This is a genomic window from Arsenophonus endosymbiont of Aphis craccivora (genome assembly GCF_013460135.1).
Taxonomy (GTDB): Bacteria; Pseudomonadota; Gammaproteobacteria; order Enterobacterales; family Enterobacteriaceae; genus Arsenophonus; species Arsenophonus nilaparvatae.
The window spans coordinates 1,443,235-1,466,290 of record NZ_CP038155.1; the positions used below are offsets into that span (position 1 = coordinate 1,443,235).

The 23,056-nt window shown below is 39.9% G+C and carries 16 protein-coding genes and 3 pseudogenes; 14 read left to right on the forward strand and 5 right to left on the reverse strand.

From position 1 onward, the window contains the following. Positions 1–121 precede the first annotated feature (121 nt). Positions 122–1,087 carry a thioredoxin-disulfide reductase gene (gene trxB / locus E3U36_RS07430; RefSeq protein ID WP_180816066.1) on the reverse strand — a complete coding sequence of 322 codons (966 nt, stop codon included), beginning with the start codon at positions 1,085–1,087 and terminating at the stop codon, positions 122–124. 546 nt (positions 1,088–1,633) lie between these two features. Between trxB and lrp the strand changes: the two genes are divergently transcribed. The 6 genes and pseudogenes from lrp to E3U36_RS07460 all read left to right on the forward strand — a co-directional run bounded on the left by lrp (position 1,634) and on the right by E3U36_RS07460 (position 9,997). Next, on the forward strand, positions 1,634–2,128 hold the full coding sequence (lrp, locus tag E3U36_RS07435) for a leucine-responsive transcriptional regulator Lrp (RefSeq protein ID WP_026822393.1): 495 nt from the start codon (positions 1,634–1,636) through the stop codon (positions 2,126–2,128). Between the two features lie 120 nt (positions 2,129–2,248). Then, positions 2,249–5,374 (forward strand): DNA translocase FtsK 4TM domain-containing protein, encoded by a 3,126-nt coding sequence (locus E3U36_RS07440; protein WP_180817577.1) that lies wholly within the window; start codon positions 2,249–2,251, stop codon positions 5,372–5,374. A gap of 15 nt (positions 5,375–5,389) precedes the next feature. Further along, positions 5,390–6,007: an outer membrane lipoprotein periplasmic chaperone LolA gene (gene lolA / locus E3U36_RS07445; protein ID WP_180816068.1), complete on the forward strand. Its 618-nt coding sequence runs from the start codon at positions 5,390–5,392 to the stop codon at positions 6,005–6,007. Between the two features lies 1 nt (position 6,008). After that, on the forward strand, positions 6,009–7,352 hold the full coding sequence (locus E3U36_RS07450) for a replication-associated recombination protein A (RefSeq protein WP_180817578.1): 1,344 nt from the start codon (positions 6,009–6,011) through the stop codon (positions 7,350–7,352). Between the two features lie 110 nt (positions 7,353–7,462). Further along, positions 7,463–8,755, forward strand: a complete 1,293-nt coding sequence (gene serS / locus E3U36_RS07455; RefSeq protein WP_180816069.1) for a serine--tRNA ligase — start codon at positions 7,463–7,465, stop codon at positions 8,753–8,755. 387 nt (positions 8,756–9,142) lie between these two features. Beyond that, positions 9,143–9,997 (forward strand): annotated as a pseudogene (locus tag E3U36_RS07460) (IS5 family transposase). A 56-nt stretch (positions 9,998–10,053) separates the two neighbouring features. On the opposite strand, the pseudogene E3U36_RS07465 reads toward E3U36_RS07460, so the two are convergent. Continuing rightward, positions 10,054–11,123, reverse strand: a pseudogene (locus tag E3U36_RS07465) (YcaO-like family protein); the annotation flags it as partial. 222 nt (positions 11,124–11,345) lie between these two features. On the opposite strand from E3U36_RS07465, the gene ansB reads away from it, so the two are divergent. From ansB to E3U36_RS07500, 7 genes are all read left to right on the forward strand, one after another. Then, on the forward strand, positions 11,346–12,353 hold the full coding sequence (gene ansB, locus E3U36_RS07470) for an L-asparaginase 2 (protein ID WP_180817579.1): 1,008 nt from the start codon (positions 11,346–11,348) through the stop codon (positions 12,351–12,353). Between the two features lie 125 nt (positions 12,354–12,478). Further along, entirely contained in the window at positions 12,479–13,567 is a 1,089-nt protein-coding gene (gene serC, locus E3U36_RS07475; RefSeq protein WP_180816071.1) for a 3-phosphoserine/phosphohydroxythreonine transaminase, read from the forward strand. A gap of 113 nt (positions 13,568–13,680) precedes the next feature. Continuing rightward, positions 13,681–14,982: a 3-phosphoshikimate 1-carboxyvinyltransferase gene (aroA, locus tag E3U36_RS07480; protein ID WP_180816072.1), complete on the forward strand. Its 1,302-nt coding sequence runs from the start codon at positions 13,681–13,683 to the stop codon at positions 14,980–14,982. A gap of 157 nt (positions 14,983–15,139) precedes the next feature. Continuing rightward, positions 15,140–15,826 (forward strand): (d)CMP kinase, encoded by a 687-nt coding sequence (gene cmk / locus E3U36_RS07485; RefSeq protein ID WP_180816074.1) that lies wholly within the window; start codon positions 15,140–15,142, stop codon positions 15,824–15,826. Positions 15,827–15,994: 168 nt separating this feature from the next. Beyond that, complete coding sequence (gene rpsA / locus E3U36_RS07490; RefSeq protein WP_180817580.1) at positions 15,995–17,668, forward strand: 30S ribosomal protein S1; 1,674 nt, start codon at positions 15,995–15,997, stop codon at positions 17,666–17,668. 60 nt (positions 17,669–17,728) lie between these two features. Next, positions 17,729–18,013, forward strand: a complete 285-nt coding sequence (gene ihfB / locus E3U36_RS07495; RefSeq protein ID WP_026822377.1) for an integration host factor subunit beta — start codon at positions 17,729–17,731, stop codon at positions 18,011–18,013. A gap of 501 nt (positions 18,014–18,514) precedes the next feature. Further along, positions 18,515–19,438: an IS5 family transposase gene (locus tag E3U36_RS07500; protein WP_180816075.1), complete on the forward strand. Its 924-nt coding sequence runs from the start codon at positions 18,515–18,517 to the stop codon at positions 19,436–19,438. A 425-nt stretch (positions 19,439–19,863) separates the two neighbouring features. Here E3U36_RS07500 and E3U36_RS07505 read toward each other — a convergent pair whose 3' ends face one another. Next, entirely contained in the window at positions 19,864–20,634 is a 771-nt protein-coding gene (locus tag E3U36_RS07505) for an ABC transporter permease (RefSeq protein WP_180816077.1), read from the reverse strand. After that, positions 20,631–21,575 carry an ABC transporter ATP-binding protein gene (locus E3U36_RS07510; RefSeq protein ID WP_180816079.1) on the reverse strand — a complete coding sequence of 315 codons (945 nt, stop codon included), beginning with the start codon at positions 21,573–21,575 and terminating at the stop codon, positions 20,631–20,633. Before E3U36_RS07510 ends, E3U36_RS07505 begins: the two co-directional genes overlap by 4 nt. A 164-nt stretch (positions 21,576–21,739) precedes the next feature. On the opposite strand from E3U36_RS07510, the pseudogene can reads away from it, so the two are divergent. Then, positions 21,740–22,364, forward strand: a pseudogene (can, locus tag E3U36_RS07515) (carbonate dehydratase). Between the two features lie 88 nt (positions 22,365–22,452). Here can and hpt read toward each other — a convergent pair. Next, complete coding sequence (hpt, locus tag E3U36_RS07520; RefSeq protein WP_180817581.1) at positions 22,453–22,989, reverse strand: hypoxanthine phosphoribosyltransferase; 537 nt, start codon at positions 22,987–22,989, stop codon at positions 22,453–22,455. Between the last annotated feature and the right edge of the window lie 67 nt (positions 22,990–23,056).

Below are 23,056 nucleotides of genomic sequence, written 5' to 3' on the forward strand. Positions count from 1 at the left end.
TTACAACGGGTTGATGTTAATTTTATCTAATATCAACTTTAGAGGTATGTTACAGCTAAAAAGGCGCTATTTCGACAGCACCTGCTAAAGAACTTTATTAAATTATTATAATTTGTAACATTTATTTGCGGTATAACGCATCTAAATAACGTTCGGCGTCAAGGGCGGCCATACAACCAGTACCTGCTGAGGTAATCGCTTGACGATAGATATGATCCATAACATCACCGGCAGCGAAAACACCTTCAACTGAGGTTTGGGTCGCATTGCCTTTAGTCCCAGATTGCACTTGAATATAGCCATTTTCTAACACTAACTGATCGGCAAAGATACTTGTATTGGGCGTATGGCCAATAGCGATAAATACGCCAGTCACGGAAAGCATCTCTATGTTGTCATTTTGGGTTGAACGTAAATTGATTCCAGTGACACCACTATTGTCACCTAATACTTCATCGAGAGTAAAATTGGTATTTAATACAATATTGCCAGTTTTTACTTTTTCCATCATCCGCTGAATAAGGATTTTTTCGGCTCGAAATGTTTCACGTCGATGAATAACATGGACTTCTGAAGCGATATTTGATAGGTAAAGAGCTTCTTCAATAGCGGTATTCCCACCCCCCACAACAGCAACTTTTTGTTTGCGATAGAAAAAACCATCACAGGTGGCACAGGCTGAAACACCACGACCTTTAAAGGCTTCTTCAGAAGGTAAACCCAGATAGCGAGCTGAGGCGCCGGTAGCGATAATAAGTGCATCGCAGCTATATATTCCGTTATCGCCAGTCAGTTGGAACGGCCGTTGCTGCAGATCAACCTTATGAATTTGATCATTAATAATGTTTTCTTCTGCCGCAAATTTTTTAGTATGTTGCAGCATGCGGTCCATCAACACCGGCCCCATTAATTCGGAATGATCCCCAGGCCAATTTTCAACTTCGGTGGTTGTGGTTAATTGTCCGCCTGGTTGAACGCCGGTGATTAATACCGGACTTAAGTTTGCTCGGGCGGCATAAATTGCTGCTGTATAGCCAGCGGGGCCAGATCCTAGAATAACAACTTTACTATGATTGGTGGTGTTCATAGATGCTCCATTTTTTAAGAATATTTATTCAATGTGGCGATTGTAGGAGATTAGAAAAATTAAAAAAAGTAAATTGAATTAAAAGATGATAAGTAATAGTCATTTTTATTAGCTTGTCTTTAACATTTTATTAAGGCAGCAAGTCATGAAAAAAGATTATTTTTCGTGAAATAACGTTTTAAATTGAGAATTGTCCTTATGTCTTATTGACAATTAGTTAATAATACATTCGTTTCCATATGATGTTCTGATTTTTATTCATAATCTTTGACAATCGGTTGTGTATTTGAGAAAACATCTTGTAGGATTAATTACCTCATTTGATTAATTGAAATTGAACATCATTTAAACAAATAGATAAATATCCTACTTTTCATTATCAAATTGAAAACTAACCAGATGATTTATCTACAAGATGAATTATACTACTAAATACTAATGGTCAGGCCGAGTTTAACCTTATTGCATCTTTTCCAATTCAATCATAAGAAAAGAAAATAGGGAATGTAATGGGTATAAAAAAATAGATAAAAGAGAGATAACGAAATGATTGATAACAAAAAGCGTCCAGGAAAAGATCTTGATCGTATAGATAGGAACATACTGAATGAATTACAAAAGGATGGTCGTATTTCTAATGTAGAGCTTTCTAAGAGAGTAGGGTTATCACCAACACCTTGTTTGGAACGCGTGCGCCGGTTGGAACGTCAAGGTTTTATTTCAGGTTATACTGCTTTATTAAATCCACACTATCTCGATGCATCTTTGTTGGTTTTTGTTGAGATTACCTTGAACCGTGGTGCTGCGGATGTTTTTGAACAGTTTAATGCCGTTGTGCAAAAACTGGAGGGAATTCAGGAATGTCATTTAGTCTCTGGGGATTTTGATTATTTACTTAAAACACGTGTTCCTGATATGTCTGCTTATCGTAAATTGTTAGGAGAGACTTTACTTCGTCTTCCAGGTGTCAATGACACTCGTACTTATGTAGTAATGGAAGAGGTAAAACAGAGTAATCGTTTGGTCATTAAGACACGCTAATCAAATAGATGCAAAACTGGAAAAAGTTAGGTACACTCCTGTTTATGCATACAGTTTCAACGCTGAGCATTACTCAGCGTTGTTCCTTTCAATCAACAGGAAAAACCTGGAGTGTTAGTTTTGGGCCAGGAATATACAGAAGACAAAAATATTAAGTTAAAAAAGAGCAATAATGGCAAGATACTGACAGAGATTATTTTACTTATAATTACTATCTGGGCGATTTTTTTAGTGGTGGCCCTGATAAGTTTTCATCCTTCCGATCCTAGCTGGTCGCAGACCACCTGGAATGAACCGATTAAAAATTTTGCTGGTGGTATTGGTGCTTCGTCAGCGGATATTCTTTTCTCTGTTTTTGGCATTTTAGCCTATGCTATACCATTAGTTATGTTGTTAGGATGTTGGAATGTATTTAAAGATATTGATAACCAGAATTGTCTGAATTTTTTTGTCCTTTCCTTACGTCTGATCGGTGGGTTGGCGCTAATCATTACATCGTGTGCTCTTGCATCACTTAATATTGATGATTTACCTAATTTTTCCTCTGGCGGAATTATTGGTAGTGTTTTTAGTAATGCCATCTTGCCTTGGTTTAATATTTTAGGAACAACCTTAGCGTTACTTTGTATATGGGCAGTTAGTTTCACCTTATTTACCGGTTGGTCATGGTTGATGATTGCGGAAAAGATTGGCGCACTAGTTTTAGCAACCATATCACTAATCACTAATCGTACTCGTAGAAATAACAAGCGTCAGACAACAGAAGCTTATGTTTCACCTCATCCGGCTAAATTGTACGATGGCACCAATGTAGATTATATCGATCCCGATGATGTACTTTTTTCAGCTTCGCCAATTAGTCAGCTAGCGAAAGAGGAATTGAGCAATAATAAAAACCATGAATTGCATGGTGAAAAGGCATCCACTCTGATGCCTGATGAAACTGAAGTTGGTTTTGATATTAAATCAGCAACGCTGGACAAATATGATGAAGATATCTTTAGCAAACCTTCAGATATACCTGTTCCAATGGATGATGATGTTAATCTAAATAAATCGATAGATGCTAATACCGTTACTCAAGTTAGCGAGCAAGATAAAACCGCAAATTTAAGTGAAACATTAATATCATCGGTAACAAAAATAGATGCCGAGGTTGACCCTAGTACTGCTTTCACTCCAGTAAAATCGCAAATTAAAAAGGGAATTGGCCCAGAATTTCCACGTCCTAATCCTGTTCGTTTACCAACGCGACGTGAACTTTACGGCAATCGTTTAACGACACAAAAAGAGCAGGAATTGGCTGCTGAACAAAACGCTTATCAAAATTCAGTAACGCAACCGTATGGTGCTGAGTTTAGTATTGATGATTGGAATGAAGATAAATTACGTGAACAGTTTTTGCAGCAGCAGAATAAACGTTATGACACTGATATAACTAACAATCTTAATCAGCCAACAGATAGAATCGATGACAAAGACAAACCGATTACATCAGATGAGGCAGAATTAAATACATCAGTTGCAAGCCAGCCGCATATAGAGCATAAATGGCCATTGGCAGAAGATAGAGAGGTATCGCAGGAGCAACTAGCAAAAGAGGTCAGCGAAATACCGCTATCTACTAAGGATAAAAAGCAAAACGTCGAACAAACATTACCCGAGCAGGGAAGTCTTTTTCATCCTTTTCTGGTACTTAGTAATCAACCATTACCAAAACCCACGACACCGATGCCATCATTAGATCTACTTGCCAGTCCACCCGCCCAAAATGAGCCTGTTGATATGTTTGCACTGGAGCAAACATCCCGTTTAATTGAAGCGCGTTTAAGCGATTATAGGGTAAAAGCGGAAGTCGTTGGTTTTTCTCCAGGGCCGGTTATTACCCGCTTTGAATTGGAGTTAGCTCCTGGCGTGAAGGCGGCACGTATTTCTAATTTATCAAGGGACTTAGCCCGTTCCTTATCAGCAACTGCCGTACGTATTGTTGAGGTGATACCGGGTAAACCTTATGTAGGATTAGAATTGCCCAATAGAAAGCGTCAGACGGTTTATCTACGCGAAGTGCTTGATTTTGATAAATTTCGGCGCAACCCCTCACCATTAACCATTGTATTAGGTAAAGATATTGAAGGTGAACCGGTTATCGCCGATTTAGAAAAAATGCCCCATTTGTTGGTTGCCGGTACCACTGGTTCGGGTAAATCGGTTGGGGTTAACGCCATGATCCTCAGTATTTTGTATAAAGCAAAGCCTGAGGATGTTCGTTTTATCATGATCGATCCTAAGATGTTGGAACTCTCCATTTATGAGGGCATTCCTCATTTGCTGACCGAGGTTGTCACCGACATGAAAGATGCAGCTAATGCACTGCGTTGGTGTGTTAATGAAATGGAACGTCGCTATAAGCTAATGTCTGCTTTAGGGGTAAGAAATTTAGTGGGCTATAAAGATAAAATTAATGCGGCTGAACGTATGGGGCGCCCGATACCTGATCCATTTTGGAAGCCAGGTGATAGCATGGATAGTAGTCACCCGGTACTAAAAAAAGAGCCTTATATTGTTGTTATGGTTGATGAATTTGCCGATCTCATGATGACCGCTGGCAAGAAAGTTGAAGAGCTAATTGCGCGTTTGGCACAAAAAGCGCGGGCAGCCGGTATTCACCTTGTTTTGGCGACGCAAAGGCCATCGGTTGATATTATTACCGGTTTAATTAAGGCGAATATACCGACTCGGATTGCGTTTACTGTCTCAAGCAAGATAGATTCTCGCACCATCCTTGATCAAGGTGGCGCTGAATCTTTATTAGGCATGGGCGATATGCTTTACTTACCGCCTAACTCCTCTATTCCAATTCGTGTCCATGGCGCGTTTGTTCGCGATCAGGAAGTGCATGATGTGGTTAAAGATTGGAAAGCTAGAGGTAAGCCCGAGTATATTGATAACATTACTAAGGCTAGCGATGAGGGTGATAATGGTAATGGTTATGATGGTGATGAAGAGCTTGATCCACTATTTGATCAAGCGGTTGAATTTGTGACGGAAAAGCAACGCGTCTCAATATCTGGCGTTCAACGACAATTCCGCATTGGTTATAATCGTGCTGCGAGGATTGTTGAACTGATGGAAGCGCAAGGGATCGTTAGTGAACCAGGCCACAATGGTAATCGCGAAGTCTTAACACCACCACCGACGGACATTGATTTAACATATTATCTTAAAACCAATAAATATGATGGATAAAAAGGTCATTACTTAATGAAAAAATTGATAATGCTAGGCTTGTTAGCGATAACTTTTCATATTAGCCAGGTATGGGCAGATGCCGCTTCTGAACTGCAAATGCGCCTAAATAAAATAAATAGTTTTCATGCCAATTTTACACAAAAGGTGACCAGTGCTGATGGTTATTTAATTCAGCAAGGTGAAGGCCAGCTATGGATCAAACGGCCAAATTTATTTAACTGGCATATGTTAGCACCAGATGAAAGTTGGTTAGTTTCTGATGGTACTAATCTTTGGTTTTATAATCCTTTTGTTGAGCAAGTTACGGTAACTTTATTGAGTCAGGCAACGACGGATACACCGTTTATGTTGATAACCCGTAATGATCCGCAGGATTGGAAACGTTATCAGATTAGTCAAAATGATAATGATTTTCTGCTAACAGCTACCCAAAATAAGGGACATTTGAAACATTTTTCCATTACTGTTCAGCCTGATGGCACTATTCAACAATTTACGGCGGTAGAGCAAGATGGCCAAATGAGTTCATATCAGCTCAAAGGCCAGCAAAATAGCCATGTTGATGACAACAAATTTAAATTTGATCCACCACAAGGTGTAACTGTTGATGATCAAAGGTCAAGGAGGTGAGGTGACTAATTTGCCACTTGATTTTTCATCTAATGAATTTCAACCATTGGCCGCAAAAATGCGGCCAATCAACTTAGAGCAATATATTGGCCAGCTCCATTTATTAGCTAAGGACAAGCCACTTGCGCGTGCTATTGGTGCAGACCAACTGCATTCCATGATTTTGTGGGGGCCGCCAGGTACCGGAAAAACGACCCTGGCTGAAATTATCGGTCACTATGCGGATGCCGCCATTGAAAAGATCTCAGCGGTAACCTCAGGTATCAAAGAGATCCGCGAGGCGATTGAAATTGCTCGCCAAAATCGGCAATTAGGGCGAAGAACGATTTTATTTGTTGATGAAGTTCATCGCTTCAATAAAAGTCAACAAGATGCCTTTTTACCTCATATAGAAGATGGTACGGTAACGTTTATTGGCGCCACAACAGAAAATCCTTCTTTTGAGCTCAACTCAGCCTTACTTTCAAGCGCGCGGGTTTATCTACTGAAACTGCTTTCTAATGAAGAAATTGTCATGGTTTTGCAGCCAGCAATCGAGGATAGAGAACGTGGTTATGGTGGCCAGAAAATTATTTTGCCCGATGACACCTGTGACATGATAGCCCAATTAGCCAATGGTGATGCCAGACGAGCATTAAATTTACTGGAAATGATGGTCGATATGGCTGAGATCAATGATAAAGATCAGCGAATATTAGCCGTAAATTTACTAAAAGAAGTTAGTGGTGAAAGAAGCGTTCGTTTTGATAATCAAGGCGATCGTTATTATCATCTCATTTCCGCACTACATAAATCTGTCCGTGGCTCTGCCCCCGATGCAGCGCTTTATTGGTATGCCCGCATTATCACTGCTGGCGGTGACCCTTTATATGTTGCTCGTCGACTGCTGGCTATTGCCTCTGAAGATATAGGCAATGCTGATCCGAGAGCAATGCAAGTTGCGATAGCGGCGTGGGATTGTTTCACCCGTGTTGGCCCAGCGGAAGGAGAGCTAGCCATTGCCCAAGCAATTGTCTATTTAGCTTGTGCTGCTAAAAGTAATGCCGTTTATAAGGCTTTTCAGGCCGCCATAACAGACGCAAAGCAACAGCCAGATTATGATGTCCCTCCTCATTTACGTAATGCACCGACTAAGTTAATGAAAGAGATGGGCTTAGGTCAAGAATATCGCTATGCTCACGATGAGCTCAATGCTTATGCTGCTGGTGAAAATTACTTTCCCGCCGAGATGCAAGAAACACGTTATTATTTGCCATCAAATCGTGGTTTAGAAGGAAAAATTGGCGAAAAATTATCCTGGCTGACTGAATTGGATCAAAATAGCTTAACAAAACGCTATCGTTAAAAAGCTCAATGGGGTAATGTAGCCAGATCAGGCTAAAAAAGTGTTAAGTGTCAGAGAAGACTGGCAGGTTGTTTTTATTTTTAAACCATAATAATGTTACAGGTTTAAGCATGCTCGATCCAAATTTACTGCGTAATGAGCTAGACGTAGTTGCTGAAAAACTGGCTCGTAGGGGATTTATTCTCGATGTAGATATGTTGCGTAAACTAGAGCAAGAACGCAAAGATTTACAAATTACAACAGAAAGCTTGCAGGCAGAACGAAATTCCCGCTCGAAGACCATCGGTTCAGCAAAAGCGCGCGGTGAAGATGTTGAAGCTTTACGTAAGCAAGTTAACCAGTTAGGTGAAGAGCTGGATAGTGCTAAAAGTAAACTAACGCAAATACAGGATGACATTCGTAATATTGCTTTAAGTTTACCCAACTTACCTGATGACAGTGTACCAGACGGCAACGATGAAACCGACAATGTCGAAATAAGTCGTTGGGGTGAGCCGCGTCAATATGATTTTACCATTAAGGATCATGTGGCATTAGGTGAATTAACTGATGGTTTGGATTTTTCGGCTGCGGTAAAAATTACTGGTTCCCGTTTTGTGGTCATGAAAGGCCAAATTGCGCGCTTGAATCGGGCATTGGCGCAATTCATGTTAGATTTACACACCGAACAACATGGTTATACGGAAACTTATGTTCCCTATTTAGTTAATCATGCCACCCTTTATGGCACCGGCCAGCTACCCAAATTCAGTGCAGATCTTTTTCATACCAAACCATTGGAAGAACAGGCATCAAATCAGCAATATGCGTTGATCCCAACCGCTGAAGTGCCGGTGACTAATCTAGTTCGGTATGAAATTTTAGCGGCAGAAAGTTTACCTCTCCGCCTGACAGCGCATACTCCCTGTTTTCGTTCTGAAGCGGGCTCTTATGGCCGCGATACGCGCGGCCTGATCCGTATGCACCAATTTGATAAAGTTGAATTAGTGCATATAGTAGAGCCAGAAAAATCGATGGCAGCACTGGAAGAATTAACCGGCCATGCAGAAAAAGTATTGCAATTGTTAAAATTGCCTTACCGTAAAATTGTTTTATGTACTGGCGATATGGGTTTTGCAGCTTGTAAAACCTACGATCTGGAAGTCTGGCTACCGGCCCAAAATACCTACCGCGAAATCTCTTCTTGTTCAAATACTTGGGACTTCCAGGCACGTCGCATGCAAGCACGTTTCCGTCATAAAGAGGATAAACAACCACAGTTAGTGCATACCTTAAATGGCTCTGGTTTGGCTGTTGGTCGTACCTTGGTGGCGGTCATGGAAAATTATCAGCAAGCTGATGGACGAATTGAAGTGCCTGAAGTTTTACGTCCTTACATGAAGGGGTTAGAGTATATTGGTTAACGCAAGGAGTGATGTTATTGAAATAGCGATGCTTGTGATTAACAAATAAACTTGTCGGTAATATTCAGCGAATATCAGCCAAATGTAATCGGACATAATATAAAGCTACTGTTTAAAAGTAGCTTTATTTATTATTGCAGATCGGCCATGACAAAAGTGCTGAGTAGATATCATATTTTAATCTTGCTGGTGAATTTTCTATTTATTTCCTGTGCCAAATAAGATAATTTTTTCTTACTAATCGCTTCAATTAAGTTTATTGCTATTTATGCTTTAGTTAATAAAAAAATATCAATTGAATATGTTTAAGAAGGCTTTGTTGAATAAATCGAACTTTTAGGTGATTGGCGGAGCTGATCGCTAAATTCGTTTCAACATCAGGTCCCCATGGCAAAGCAAAAGTTTAAAATTACCAACTGGCCCGCGTACAACAAGGCACTCAGACAACGCGGTTCCCTGACGGTCTGGCTTGATGAGTCGGCCATCGCTGGATGGACTGACAGTTCTTCGCCTGAAGGTCGTGGCCGGCCGCTTTACTACAGCGATATGGCTGTTACCACTGTCCTGATGATGAAGCGTGTGTTTAACCTGTCGCTCCGGGCATTACAGGGCTTCGTTGATTCGATTTTTAAACTCATGTCTTAGCCGCTGTGCTGTCCGGATTACTCGCTGGTCAGCAGACGAGCAAAGAGCGTCAACATCAGCATAAAAACGCCAACGCGTGGTGAAATCTCGCATCTGGTCATCGACAGTACCGGTCTGAAGGTCTTTGGCGAAGGTGAATGGAAAGTTAGGCAGCATGGGGCTGACAGACGAAGAGTGTGGCGCAAGCTTCATCTGGCAGCAGACAGTGTGAATCATGAGATTATCTGTGCCGACTTATCGCTCAGCGGAACGACAGATGCGCAGGCACTGCCGGGCCTGATTAACCAAACCCACCGGAAAATCAGGCCCCTTATCCCGCCGCGAAGCGGAGCGAAATACTGGCCGGACAAGTACCATGAACGTAACCATGCGGTGGCGAATCAGCGTCTGAGCAGGAGTAATGATATGTGGAAAAAGAAAGTGGGTTATCACCGGCGTTCAGTGGCAGAAACAGCGATGTTCCGCATAAAAACTTTGCTGGGTGGCCATCTGAGGCTGCGTGACTATGAGGCTCAGGTAGGTGAAGCAATGGCGATGGTCAAAGCGCTGAACCGTATGACGTTGTTGGGTATGCCACACAGCGTCAGGATCGGATAACAGCTGTAGCAGAGGGAGCCATCCTGGCGGCTAATTCTGATTTATTCAACAAAGCCCATCAAAGTAGCAAATTCTGCGTTTGTAGTGCCTTTAAAGTTCCAATCGACAAAGGAATAATCGGCATCACGTTTAAATAGATCCCAACTAATTAAACCGCTTGAATCAATAAAATGGGTTTCCAGATTAGTATGCTCTGCAACTTCATCATCATCAAATGTTGGCATATTAAATACATCCAAATCTTTTAAACTGCGGCCTTGCAGTAATTCGGTAACTGTACGTTCAAGTGCGATACCAAAATCAGGATGGGCACCAAAAGAAGCGAAACAAGTGCCATTACTCGGATTAAAAAGTACCACACAGATAAACGGGTATTTACCACCGAGAAAAGCATCAAAACAGAAAATAGGAAAACCTTCCTCTTCTAATTTAGCAACTGCCTGAACAACGCCAGGATAGCGCTCCATGACATGCTCAGGAATAACAGGCCAACTGATTCGCTCGGCAATAATACGGTTTTTAATATGACGCTCAAAGATCTCTGACAATGCCTGCACCCGCGCTTCATCTTGCGTATTACCGGCTGACATGCCATTCGACACATACAGATTACCAATAATATTCATTGGAATATAAACCGTTTGTTGATCGGATTGGCGGATAAAAGGTAACGTACAAATCCCACGGGCTCTATTACTTGATTGTAAATCAATCAGCATGCTAGCGGACAGATTATTTTCAGGATCGTAGAAAGTACGTAATTTTTCATCCAGCATTCCTTCAGGTAAGTGATCGTCCGATGTTAGAGCAAACCACTTTTCATTGGGATAGTGGACAAAATTACCATTTGCAATTTTAGCGCCTAGATAAAAATCAGCGAAAAAGTAATTGGTTGCTAAACGTTCAAAATATTCCCCCAGTGCAGAGGCCAAGGCGGCTTTTTTACTAGCGCCTTTACCGTTAGTAAAACACATATGGCAGTCTCTATCACGGATATGGATTGACCAGACATTCGGCACTGGATTTAACCAAGAGGCCTCTTCAATATAAAAACCGAGTTTTGCTGAAACGTGGTAATAGAATCTTCTAATGCGGCATCTTTGCCAGGAATAAAAGTTTGGCTCATAAATTGGTTACTTATTCGTTTTTGATAACTAAAAGCAGATAATACGGCATTTTTGTTTGCTTCTCTATTCAATAGGCCACAGTAGCAAAATGCAATATTGAAATTAATAGCTATTTTTGCTGGAAATAATAGAAATATATTTTGCATTTTATATAATTTACCAAATTTTTCAAATGGTATTTTATTATGAAGAAGTGAAATATTTCTTTGTTAGTTGGTGCTATGTTGTTAACTAACAGTGCTGCTTCTGCCTTACCAACCATTACAGTACTAGCCACTGGAGGTACGATAGCTGGTGGCGGTGATTCAGCGACTCAATCCCAATATACAGCCGGTAAAGTGAGTATTGATGCATTAATTAATGCGGTACCTGAAATAAAGAAAATTGCGCATCTTCATGGCGAACAAATTGTTAATATCGGTTCGCAAGATATGAATGATCAGGTATGTTTAACTTTAGCGAAGAAAATTAATGCCGATTGTGACAAAACAGCTGGTTTTATCATTACTCATGGTACTGACACGCTAGAGGAAAGCGCTTATTTTTTAGATTTAACCACCCACTGTCATAAAACAATTGTAATGGTTGGTGCGATGAAGCCAGCCACAGCATTAGGTGCTGATGGGCCGTTAAATCTCTATAACGCCGTTATTGTTGCCACTGATAAAGAGGCTGGCAAACGAGGTGTCTTATTAGCCATGGACGATAAAGTTATTAGTGGTCGTAATGTGGTTAAAATGAATACCAACTTTGTTGAAGCATTTGAAGCTGTTAATGCTGGCGCTGAAGCTTTTATCTACAATGGCAAAGTGCACTATTTAAACGCGGCTCAACCCAGAGCGCAGAACGCAATTTTTGATATTAGTCAGTTAGATAAATTACCTAAAGTTGGCATTGTTTATAACTATTCAAATGCATCGGCACTACCAGCCAAGTCATTGATCTATCATGGCTATCAAGGCATTGTTAGTGCTGGAGTGGGTAACGGCAATATGTATAACAAAATTTTTAATGTATTGGCCGATGCAGTAAAACAAGGCATAGGGGTTGTTCGCGCTAGTCGTGTGCCAACAGGTTTTACAACTCGCGATGCAGCAGTGGATGATAGTAAATATGGATTTGTTGCTGCAGAACGTTTGAATCCGCAGAAGGCTCGGGTTTTACTACAGTTAGCCTTGACTCAAACCCATGACCCAATAAAAATTCAAGCGATGTTTGATAAGTATTAATTAGTTATCAGAAAAATGCTGTTTGCCGGCCAGTTGTTTTATTTACAGCTGTTCAGTGGTAATGTTAAAATCTAACCAGAGATTAAATAATAGTAAAAGCTTAATTAGGTAAATAAGGGTGGGTAATGAGTCAGGTATATAATTTTAGCGCTGGTCCGGCCATGTTACCGGTAGAAGTTTTACATCGTGCACAACAAGAACTTTGTAATTGGAACGGTATGGGTGTTTCGGTGATGGAAATAAGCCATCGCAGTGAAGCTTTTATGGAAATAGTTAGAGAAGCTGAACAAAATCTACGTCAATTACTCAAAATACCCGATAATTATAAAATCCTTTTTTGTCACGGTGGTGCCAGAGGTCAATTTGCCGCCTTGCCACTAAATTTATTTCAACCTGATGAAACCGTTGACTATATTGTTGGTGGCTATTGGGCAAAGTCTGCTGCGCAAGAGGCAGCAAAATATTGTGCTGTCAATGAGATTGATATTCGGCTGGAAAAATCAGCTTATTTAAGCGTGCAACCGATGGATAAATGGTCATTAACGACCAGTGCCAAATACCTTCATTATTGCCCGAATGAAACGATTGATGGTATAGCTATCCACACACTACCTGATTTTTCGGCCGATAAAATTGTTATTGCTGATTACTCCTCAGCTATCTTATCACGGCCACTTGATGTCAGCCGTTTTGGTGTTATTTATGCTGGTGCGCAAAAAAATATTGGGCCAGCAGGCATCACATTGGTTATCATTCGGGAAGATTTGTTAGGTCGGGCGAGAAAGGCTACCCATTCTATCCTTGATTACACCATATTGGCTAAAAATGACTCAATGTACAATACGCCCCCAACTTTTGCCTGGTATCTATCGGATATGGTGTTTAAATGGTTAAAACAGCAGGGTGGCTTGCAAGAAATAGAAAAACGCAATCAACAAAAAGCCCGCTTACTGTATGATGTTATTGATAATAGCCAGTTTTATATTAATCGAATCGATCCAGTTAATCGTTCGGTCATGAATATTCCATTCCAAATGGTAAAACCTAACTTAGATGATAAATTTATCAAAGCGGCAGAGCGGCAAGGGCTACTGTTCCTGAAAGGGCATAAAGCAGCAGGTGGCATGCGTGCTTCAATTTATAATGCTATGCCGCTGGCTGGTGTACAGAAGCTAGTTGATTTTATGATTGATTTTGAACATCAGAATAAATAAATTAAATAATCCTTTATGGTTAGATTGGTAGTGATATCGTCTAACCCTATCAAATGAATATAAATGTGATTTAAATAATTTATCCAACTTCGTTATTGGAGAGTCTACTATTAATGCAAGCCCTGACAATACAACCCATTTCTTACGTTGAAGGTACTATCAATCTTCCTGGCTCGAAAAGTATTTCTAACCGGGTACTATTGTTAGCTGCATTAGCGCAAGGCCAAACCGTTTTAACTAATCTTCTTGCTAGTGATGATATTCTTCATATGCTTAATGCCTTGACAGCATTGGGTGTCGAATATCAATTATCCAAAGATCTCACCACGTGTATTGTAAAAGGTGGCTGGCATTATTTTAGCCATAGAAAAGGTTTAGAAATTTTTCTCGGTAATGCCGGCACGGCTATGCGCCCAGTAACTGCGGTTTTAGCTTTGGCGGACAATGATATTGTCTTAACCGGCGAGCCCAGAATGAAAGAGCGACCTATTGGCCATCTTATTGATGCGCTACAGCAAGGTGGAGCAAATATTGATTATCTTGAGCAAGCTGGTTATCCGCCTATAAGGATAAAAGGTTGCTTTCGCGGTGGGAATATCACAGTAGATGGACGCGTATCTAGCCAATTTTTAACAGCTCTTTTAATGGCCGCACCTTTAGCGCCTAATGATACGACTATTCAGATAAAAGGAGAGCTGGTTTCTAAACCCTATATTGACATTACTCTGGCACTGATGCGTGATTTTGGCGTTGAAGTAGACAATCAACACTATTGTCGATTTCATATTAAAGCCGGACAACACTATATTTCACCAGGGGATTATCTTGTTGAGGGCGACGGCTCTTCTGCCTCTTATTTTTTAGCTGCGGCAGCAATTAAAGGTGGTACTGTTAGGGTAACAGGTATTGGCAAAGATAGCTTGCAAGGCGATACCCAATTCGCTGCTGTACTAGAAAAAATGGGTGCCAAAATACGTTGGGGTAAAGGTTATATTGAATGTCAACGAGGTGAGTTAATTGGTATTGATATGGATATGAATGCGATCCCCGATGCGGCGATGACGGTTGCGACTCTGGCGCTATTTGCTCGTGGTGAAACTATTATTCGTAATATCCATAACTGGCGGGTAAAAGAAACTGACAGATTAACGGCAATGGCGACTGAATTAACAAAAGTTGGCGCAAAAGTGGAAGAAGGTCGTGATTATATACGTATTTTACCGCCTAAATTATTACAGCATGCTGAAATAGCAACTTATAATGATCATCGTATGGCGATGTGCTTTTCACTTGTCGCGCTGTCAGATACGCCGGTTACCATTTTGGATCCAAATTGTACCGCTAAGACTTTTCCAGACTACTTTAATCAACTAGAAAAATTAAGTCATCGGTACTATAGTATGCCTAAAAATTAGTACAATACTGAACGACGAGTATTATGCCTGCAACGCTAAATTTGCTCTAAATATCTCTTTGTTTTCCTTAATAGAATGAATTGAGTATAATAGGGTACTTATTAGCCTGATAGAAAGTAGTTGCTAAATTGCATTTCTATCACAAAGGAGGAGTATAATGGTGGTTTTACCCCCCGTTATCACAGTTGATGGTCCAAGTGGCGCAGGTAAAGGTACATTATGTCAGGCATTGGCAAATAAACTGGGCTGGCAGTTACTTGATTCTGGCGCCATTTACCGTGTTCTGGCTTTAGCAGCATTACATCATCATGTTGATATTACGTCTGAAGAAGCATTAGTTCCATTAGCGGCTAATATTGATGTCCGTTTTGAACCAAGAGAAAACGAATTAGCTGTTATGCTTGAGGGGGAGGATGTTAGTAATACAATTCGTAGCGAAGTTGTTGGTAATACGGCATCTCTTAGCGCAACTTTTCCTCGCGTTAGAGAAGCATTATTGCGTCGGCAAAGAGCATTTCGCACTAAACCGGGTTTGATTGCTGACGGTCGTGACATGGGAACGGTGGTTTTTCCAGACGCACCAGTAAAGATTTTTCTTGATGCCCCACCTGAAGAGCGTGCTAGTAGAAGAATGCAACAGTTGCAGGAAAAGGGCTTTGATGTTAAATTAAGCGATATTTTAACTGATATTAAAGAGCGTGATTATCGTGATCGTAATAGGTTAATTGCGCCATTGGTACCTGCAAAAGATGCGTTGATCCTGGATTCTACAAAGTTATCAATTGAATGGGTCATCGAGCAAGTACTTGCTTATGTGAAAAAAAAGCAAATATTATATATATAATATGCTCAATATTGATATATAATAAGTTAATACACCTATTTGGTGTAGCTGAATTTGTGTTCAGTTAAGTAAAGCTTTGTAACAAGGAGTGTTGCTAGGTATGTGAAATAAACCCATTTGGCAGGATGTTGAATGGCAGTTAAAATTAAAACTTTTGAATATCTTACTATGACAGAATCTTTTGCTCAACTCTTTGAAGAATCTTTACAGAGTATCGAAACCCGTCCAGGGGCTATTGTTCGTGGTGTTGTTGTTGCTATCGACAAAGATGTCGTGTTAGTTGATGCCGGTCTGAAATCAGAATCAGCGATCCCAGTAGAACAATTTCAAAATGTGCAAGGTGAGCTAGAAATTCAGGTTGGTGATGAAATCGATGTTGCTTTAGATGCAGTAGAAGATGGTTTCGGTGAAACTATCCTGTCTCGCGAAAAAGCGAAACGTCATGAAGCTTGGTTGATGCTAGAAAAAGCCTATGAAGATGCCGAAACAGTTATGGGCATCATCAATGGCAAAGTGAAAGGTGGTTTCACAGTAGAATTAAAAGGAATTCGTGCATTTTTACCTGGTTCATTGGTTGATGTTCGCCCAGTTCGTGACACAACTCACCTGGAAGGTAAAGAGCTTGAGTTCCAAGTTATCAAACTGGATCAGAAACGCAATAACGTTGTTGTTTCGCGTCGTGCTGTGATTGAGTCTGAAAGCAGTGCAGAACGTGATCAGTTACTGGAAAACTTGCAGGAAGGCATGGAAGTTAAGGGTATTGTTAAAAACTTAACTGACTATGGTGCATTCGTTGATCTGGGCGGTGTTGATGGCTTATTACACATTACTGACATGGCTTGGAAACGTGTTAAACACCCAAGTGAAATTGTGAATGTTGGTGATGAAATCAATGTTAAAGTATTGAAGTTTGATCGTGATCGTACACGTGTTTCTTTAGGCCTGAAGCAGCTTGGAGAAGATCCATGGGTAGCTATTGCTAAGCGTTATCCAGAAGGCACTAAGTTGACAGGGCGAGTCACTAATCTTACTGATTATGGCTGCTTTGTTGAAATTGAGGAAGGTGTTGAAGGTTTAGTACACGTTTCCGAAATGGATTGGACTAATAAAAATATCCATCCATCTAAAGTTGTTAATGTGGGTGATGTTGTTGAAGTTATGGTTCTAGATATTGACGAAGAGCGTCGTCGTATCTCATTAGGTTTGAAACAGTGTAAACCAAATCCATGGCAGCAATTTGCAGAAACGCACAATAAGAATGATCGGGTAGAAGGTAAAATAAAATCTATTACTGATTTTGGTATCTTCATCGGTTTAGAAGGTGGTATTGATGGTTTAGTTCATCTGTCTGATATTTCTTGGAATGTTGCAGGTGAAGAAGCGGTTCGTGAATACAAAAAAGGCGATGAAATAGCTGCAGTTGTATTGCAAGTTGACGCTAAACGTGAACGTATTTCTTTGGGTATTAAACAGTTAGCGGAAGATCCATTTAATAACTATCTGTCTGCTCATAAGAAAGGTGTCATCGTTACCGGTAAAGTATTGGCTGTTGATGCGAAAGGAGCAACGATTGAGTTGGCTGCTGGTGTTGAAGGTCACTTACGTGCATCTGAAGCTTCGCGTGATCGCGTGGAAGATACTACTCAAGTATTGAACGTTGGCGATACAGTTAAAGCTAAATATACTGGTGTTGATCGTAAAAACCGTATCATTACCTTATCTGTTCGTGCAAAAGATGAAGCAGATGAAAAAGATGCCATTGCTTCTGTGAACAAACAGGAAGATACCAATTTTGCCAATAATGCGATGGCAGAAGCGTTCAAAGCAGCGAAAGGCGAATAATTAAGTTTAATCATAGGGCAACATTTTGTTGCCCCGTAACGGTAGTTTAGGGGAGGTACTATGACCAGGTCTGAATTAATTGAAAGACTTATTAACCAATTAGCTCATATACCAGCAAAACTTATTGAAGAAGCTGTGAAAGAAATGCTTGATCATATGGCAATAACACTTGCTAAGGGAGAGCGTATTGAGATCCGCGGATTCGGCAGTTTTTCTCTTCATTACCGTGCACCGCGCATCGGCCGTAATCCGAAAACGGGTGATAAAGTTGATTTGAAAGGAAAACATGTTCCTCATTTCAAGCCGGGTAAAGAATTACGTGATCGCGTTAACATTTATGCATAAATATTAACAAATTTAATTTATTTATTCTCTTAAAATGGTGCCTTAATTAAGGCGCCATTTTTTATTGCTGCGCTAAGGTCAATTTTTCCAATACAATTTTTTTGAATTATTAAAACTTCTCCTTATTGTTATAAGACATTTAATTATTAAAAAAATAATAAAATTTTATAATCAAAAATAAATTTTCTTAACTTAACATTAGTTGAGAATAATCTCGCAAAAAAATGAAAATAGTAGAAAAGGGATAAATATTATTTTGATCTTTTATATAAAATCTCATTTATTCTTTTGAAAAAATTCAATATTAATACTAATTTTCGTAATATAGATCTGGCCAAGGAAGAGCTATATGAAAAAAATGTCAGCTCATATAAATAGGCGGCAGATAAATATTAATTCAGCGTCAGTGGCTGTAATATTGGGATCGGCTTTGTTGAATAAATCGAACTTTTAGGTGATTGGCAGAGCTGATCGCTAAATTCGTTTCAACATCAGGTCCCCATGGCAAAGCAAAAGTTTAAAATTACCAACTGGCCCGCGTACAACAAGGCACTCAGACAACGCGGTTCCCTGACGGTCTGGCTTGATGAGTCGGCCATCGCTGGATGGACTGACAGTTCTTCGCCTGAAGGTCGTGGCCGGCCGCTTTACTACAGCGATATGGCTGTTACCACTGTCCTGATGATGAAGCGTGTGTTTAACCTGTCGCTCCGGGCATTACAGGGCTTCGTTGATTCGATTTTTAAACTCATGTCTTTGCCGCTGTGCTGTCCGGACTACTCGCTGGTCAGCAGACGAGCAAAGAGCGTCAACATCAGCATAAAAACGCCAACGCGTGGTGAAATCTCGCATCTGGTCATCGACAGTACCGGTCTGAAGGTCTTTGGCGAAGGTGAATGGAAAGTCAGGCAGCATGGGGCTGACAGACGAAGAGTGTGGCGCAAGCTTCATCTGGCAGCAGACAGTGTGACTCATGAGATTATCTGTGCCGACTTATCGCTCAGCGGAACGACAGATGCGCAGGCACTGCCGGGCCTGATTAACCAAACCCACCGGAAAATCAGGGAAGTGTCAGCAGACGGTGCTTATGACGCCTGTTACTGCCACGATGGGTTGCTAAGAAAGAAAATCAGGCCCCTTATCCCGCCGCGAAGCGGAGCGAAATACTGGCCGGACAAGTACCATGAACGTAACCATGCGGTGGCGAATCAGCGTCTGAGCAGGAGTAATGATATGTGGAAAAAGAAAGTGAGTTATCACCGGCGTTCAGTGGCAGAAACAGCGATGTTCCGCATAAAAACTTTGCTGGGTGGCCATCTGAGGCTGCGTGACTATGAGGCTCAGGTAGGTGAAGCAATGGCGATGGTCAAAGCGCTGAACCGTATGACGTTGTTGGGTATGCCACACAGCGTCAGGATCGGATAACAGCTGTAGCAGAGGGAGCCATCCTGTCGGCTAATTCTGATTTATTCAACAAAGCCCAGCTGATAATAAAAAAATTCACAGCATCAAATAAAAAAACAGATAGTTTTTAAAATAAAACCAATAATCGACGTTTATAAACGTTTTACAGTTAAAAAATTAAATTCAAATTATAATAAAAAATAAATTACTATAGAAATAGATAAACTACTATCGGTTTCGACACCTTAAAATTAAACTGAATTTTTTTATTATTTTTATTTACCCCTGCCACACGACTCACCATCATAAACTTTTACGATTATCTATAAAACTAACCAACATTATCAGAAAAAACAAAAACCATGACAGCAACATAAAGATAATGCAGCGGAAGCGCTAAAAAATAGCGCAATTCCTTATATATTTATCGCACTGTGCACTAGTAATTACGTTCTTAATCCTCGTCCTTTTTCAATTAAGTACCAAGTTATGGCATATAAGATAACAATGAAAATCACTAACACCGATAAGGTAATAGATAATTCAACATCGCTAATGCCCAGAAATCCATAACGTAACCCGCTGATCATATAGACAATCGGATTAAGCTTAGATACCATTTGCCAAAATTCAGGCAAAAGTGACAAAGAATAAAAAACACCACCTAAATATGTTAATGGTGTTAAGACAAAGGTAGTAATAATACTAATATCATCGAATGTTTTGGCAAATATCGCGTTCACCAATCCAGCTAATGAAAATAAAATTGCTGTCATTAATAAAGTAATAATTACCACCCATAATGAATAAATATGTAATGGGACAAAAAAGAGCGAAACCAGAGTGACAGAAAGACCAACCAATACCCCTCTAGCAACCCCTCCGCCAACAAAACCAATTATCACAATATGGGTAGGAACTGGTGCAACCAGCAATTCTTCAATGCTTTTTTGGAATTTTGCACCAAAAAAAGAAGAGCAAACATTAGCATAAGCGTTAGTGATCACCGACATCATAATCAAACCAGGAACAATAAACTGCATGTAATTCACGCCATCCATATTGCCAATTCTTGAACCAATTAAACTACCAAAGATAATAAAATAGAGTGACATAGTGATCACTGGTGGTAGTAAAGTTTGTACCCAAATACGCGCAAAACGTGTTATTTCTTTGATCCAGATGGTTTTCATCGCCACCCAGTAGAGCTGAGTCATCTATTTTCCCCTTGCTTTATCGATAGTGGATGCTGTTTATTCATTAAACCAACAAATAATTCCTCCAAACGATTTACCTTATTACGCATACTGGTTATCTGTATTCCTTGCTCAGAAAATTGGCTAAATAAACCATTCAGGCCTTGATCTCGAAATACATCGACTTCTAGTGTTGAAGTATCCACCAGCCTGAATTTATAACCATCTAATGTAGGAATAGGACTCTTTGGCGCCAAATCAAAAATAAACGTCTCTGACTCCAACTGATTGAGTAGTTTTTTCATACTGGTATTCTCAATCAATTCTCCATATTGAATAATACCAATATTACGACATAACATTTCCGCTTCTTCCAGATAATGGGTCGTTAAAATAATGGTGGTGCCTTCCGCATTTAAAGTCTTTAAAAAACTCCACATTGAACGGCGCAGCTCAATATCGACCCCTGCGGTTGGCTCATCCAAAATTAATAACTTTGGTTGATGCATTAATGCGCGAGCAATCATTAAACGCCGTTTCATGCCACCGGAGAGATCTCGCGCAGGCTCATTACTTTTATTCCACAAAGCCAGTTGAGAAAGATACATTTCTGCCCGAGACAAGGCTAAGGAACGCGGAACCCCATAATAACCTGCTTGATTCAGCACTATCTGTAATACCGTTTCAAACGGATTAAAATTAAACTCTTGTGGCACTAGTCCCAATTGACGCTTAACATTCACCACGTCTTTATCGAGATCATAACCAAACACTCTCACTTTACCGCTCGTTTTATTGACTAATGAACTGATAATACCAATTGTCGTTGACTTACCCGCACCATTAGATCCTAATAAGGCATAAAAATCACCTACCTCAACCTGTAAATCAATGCTGGTTAATGCTTTCACACCACCAGGATAGGTTTTTGTAAGCTGAAGCAGTTCTAAAGCATAAGTCATAAAAAACCTTTCTTATCTATTTTTATTCCATACATGATAATAAATCACACCATTTAGCAATCTTTTTCAATTAAACTATAACTAACAGCTAGTAAATATTAAAAAATAAATTGATCTTGTATATGATTATTATCGCAGTTAAACATAACTAATCCACGTGAATTATGATGAAAAAAATTAAACAACTGTTTGAAAACAATCTACAGTGGTCAGAATCGGTAACCAAAGAAAATCCCTCTTTTTTTAAAGAATTAGCAAAATTTCAAAATCCACATTTTCTGTGGATAGGCTGCTCTGACAGCCTGGTTCCGGCCTAAAAATTAATTAAAGCAGCACCAGGCGATCTATTTGTCCATCGCAATGTCGCTAATTTGGTGATATATACTGATTTAAATTGCCTATCTGTTATCCAATATGCTGTTGACGTACTAAAGGTTGAACACATTATCATTTGTGGTCACTATGGTTGTGGTGGTATTGAAACTGCAATTGATAATACTGAACAGGGCCTAATTAATAACTGGCTACTGCATGTGCGTGATATCTTGTTTAAACATAGCTCAATTTTAGGTGAACTGGCTCCGCAAGAACGGGCAAATCGTTTATGTGAACTCAATGTCATCGAGCAAGTTTATAATCTTGGTCATTCAACAATAATACAATCTGCCTGGCGACGCAGCCAAAATGTCATCATTCATGGCTGGGTCTATGGTATAAATAATGGCAGACATCAATGATCTTGATGTGACCGCTAATAGCCGTGAACAACTTGAACTCACTTATCGATAAGCTATTGCTAAATTAAACCAGCAAAAATAAACACCGCAAAAAATCGAACGTTAGTTCGATTTTTTCAGCCAATAAATAACACTACTGTTTAATCGTCTAGTAAAATAACATGCCCGATATAGGGTAAATGTCGATATTGCTGCGCATAGTCGATACCATAACCAACAACAAATTCATCTTGAATAGAATAACCAGTCCATTCAACAGGAACCTCTACTTCACGTCGAGAAGGTTTGTCTAATAACGTACAAATAGCGACAGATTTAGGACCACGTAATTCTAAAATTTCACGGACTTTTTTGAGTGTATTACCCGAATCAATAATATCCTCAACAATCAGAACATGCTTGCCGCGAATATCTTCATCCAGATCCTTAATAATTTGCACATCGCGAGTTGAAGTCATTCCATTGCCATAACTTGATACCGTCATAAAATCGACTTCATGCGGGATATCAATTTTACGACATAAATCAGCCATAAAAATAAAAGAGCCTTTCAAAAGACCAACCAACACCAACTCATCTTGCAATGATTTATAATGTTTAACAATCTCTTTTGCCATCTCATCAATACGTTGTTTAACATCCGCTTCTGAGATCATGACTTCTACAATTTGTTTCATAACTTTAGGCATTCATGGAAATAAAAACCGTAGATTCTAACATAAGGACAATAAAGACGCGATAAAA

Excerpts from the sequence above, each read along its gene's own strand:
- serC (WP_180816071.1), top strand. The coding sequence starts at position 12,479 with ATGAGTCAGGTATATAATTTTAGCGCTGGTCCGGCCATGTTACCGGTA.
- lolA (WP_180816068.1), top strand. The coding sequence starts at position 5,390 with ATGAAAAAATTGATAATGCTAGGCTTGTTAGCGATAACTTTTCATATT.
- trxB (WP_180816066.1), bottom strand. The coding sequence starts at position 1,087 with ATGAACACCACCAATCATAGTAAAGTTGTTATTCTAGGATCTGGCCCC.
- E3U36_RS07510 (WP_180816079.1), bottom strand. The coding sequence starts at position 21,575 with ATGACTTATGCTTTAGAACTGCTTCAGCTTACAAAAACCTATCCTGGT.
- ansB (WP_180817579.1), top strand. The coding sequence starts at position 11,346 with ATGTTGTTAACTAACAGTGCTGCTTCTGCCTTACCAACCATTACAGTA.
- lrp (WP_026822393.1), top strand. The coding sequence starts at position 1,634 with ATGATTGATAACAAAAAGCGTCCAGGAAAAGATCTTGATCGTATAGAT.
- E3U36_RS07505 (WP_180816077.1), bottom strand. The coding sequence starts at position 20,634 with ATGACTCAGCTCTACTGGGTGGCGATGAAAACCATCTGGATCAAAGAA.
- cmk (WP_180816074.1), top strand. The coding sequence starts at position 15,140 with ATGGTGGTTTTACCCCCCGTTATCACAGTTGATGGTCCAAGTGGCGCA.
- serS (WP_180816069.1), top strand. The coding sequence starts at position 7,463 with ATGCTCGATCCAAATTTACTGCGTAATGAGCTAGACGTAGTTGCTGAA.
- rpsA (WP_180817580.1), top strand. The coding sequence starts at position 15,995 with ATGACAGAATCTTTTGCTCAACTCTTTGAAGAATCTTTACAGAGTATC.
- E3U36_RS07500 (WP_180816075.1), top strand. The coding sequence starts at position 18,515 with ATGGCAAAGCAAAAGTTTAAAATTACCAACTGGCCCGCGTACAACAAG.
- aroA (WP_180816072.1), top strand. The coding sequence starts at position 13,681 with ATGCAAGCCCTGACAATACAACCCATTTCTTACGTTGAAGGTACTATC.
- ihfB (WP_026822377.1), top strand. The coding sequence starts at position 17,729 with ATGACCAGGTCTGAATTAATTGAAAGACTTATTAACCAATTAGCTCAT.
- hpt (WP_180817581.1), bottom strand. The coding sequence starts at position 22,989 with ATGAAACAAATTGTAGAAGTCATGATCTCAGAAGCGGATGTTAAACAA.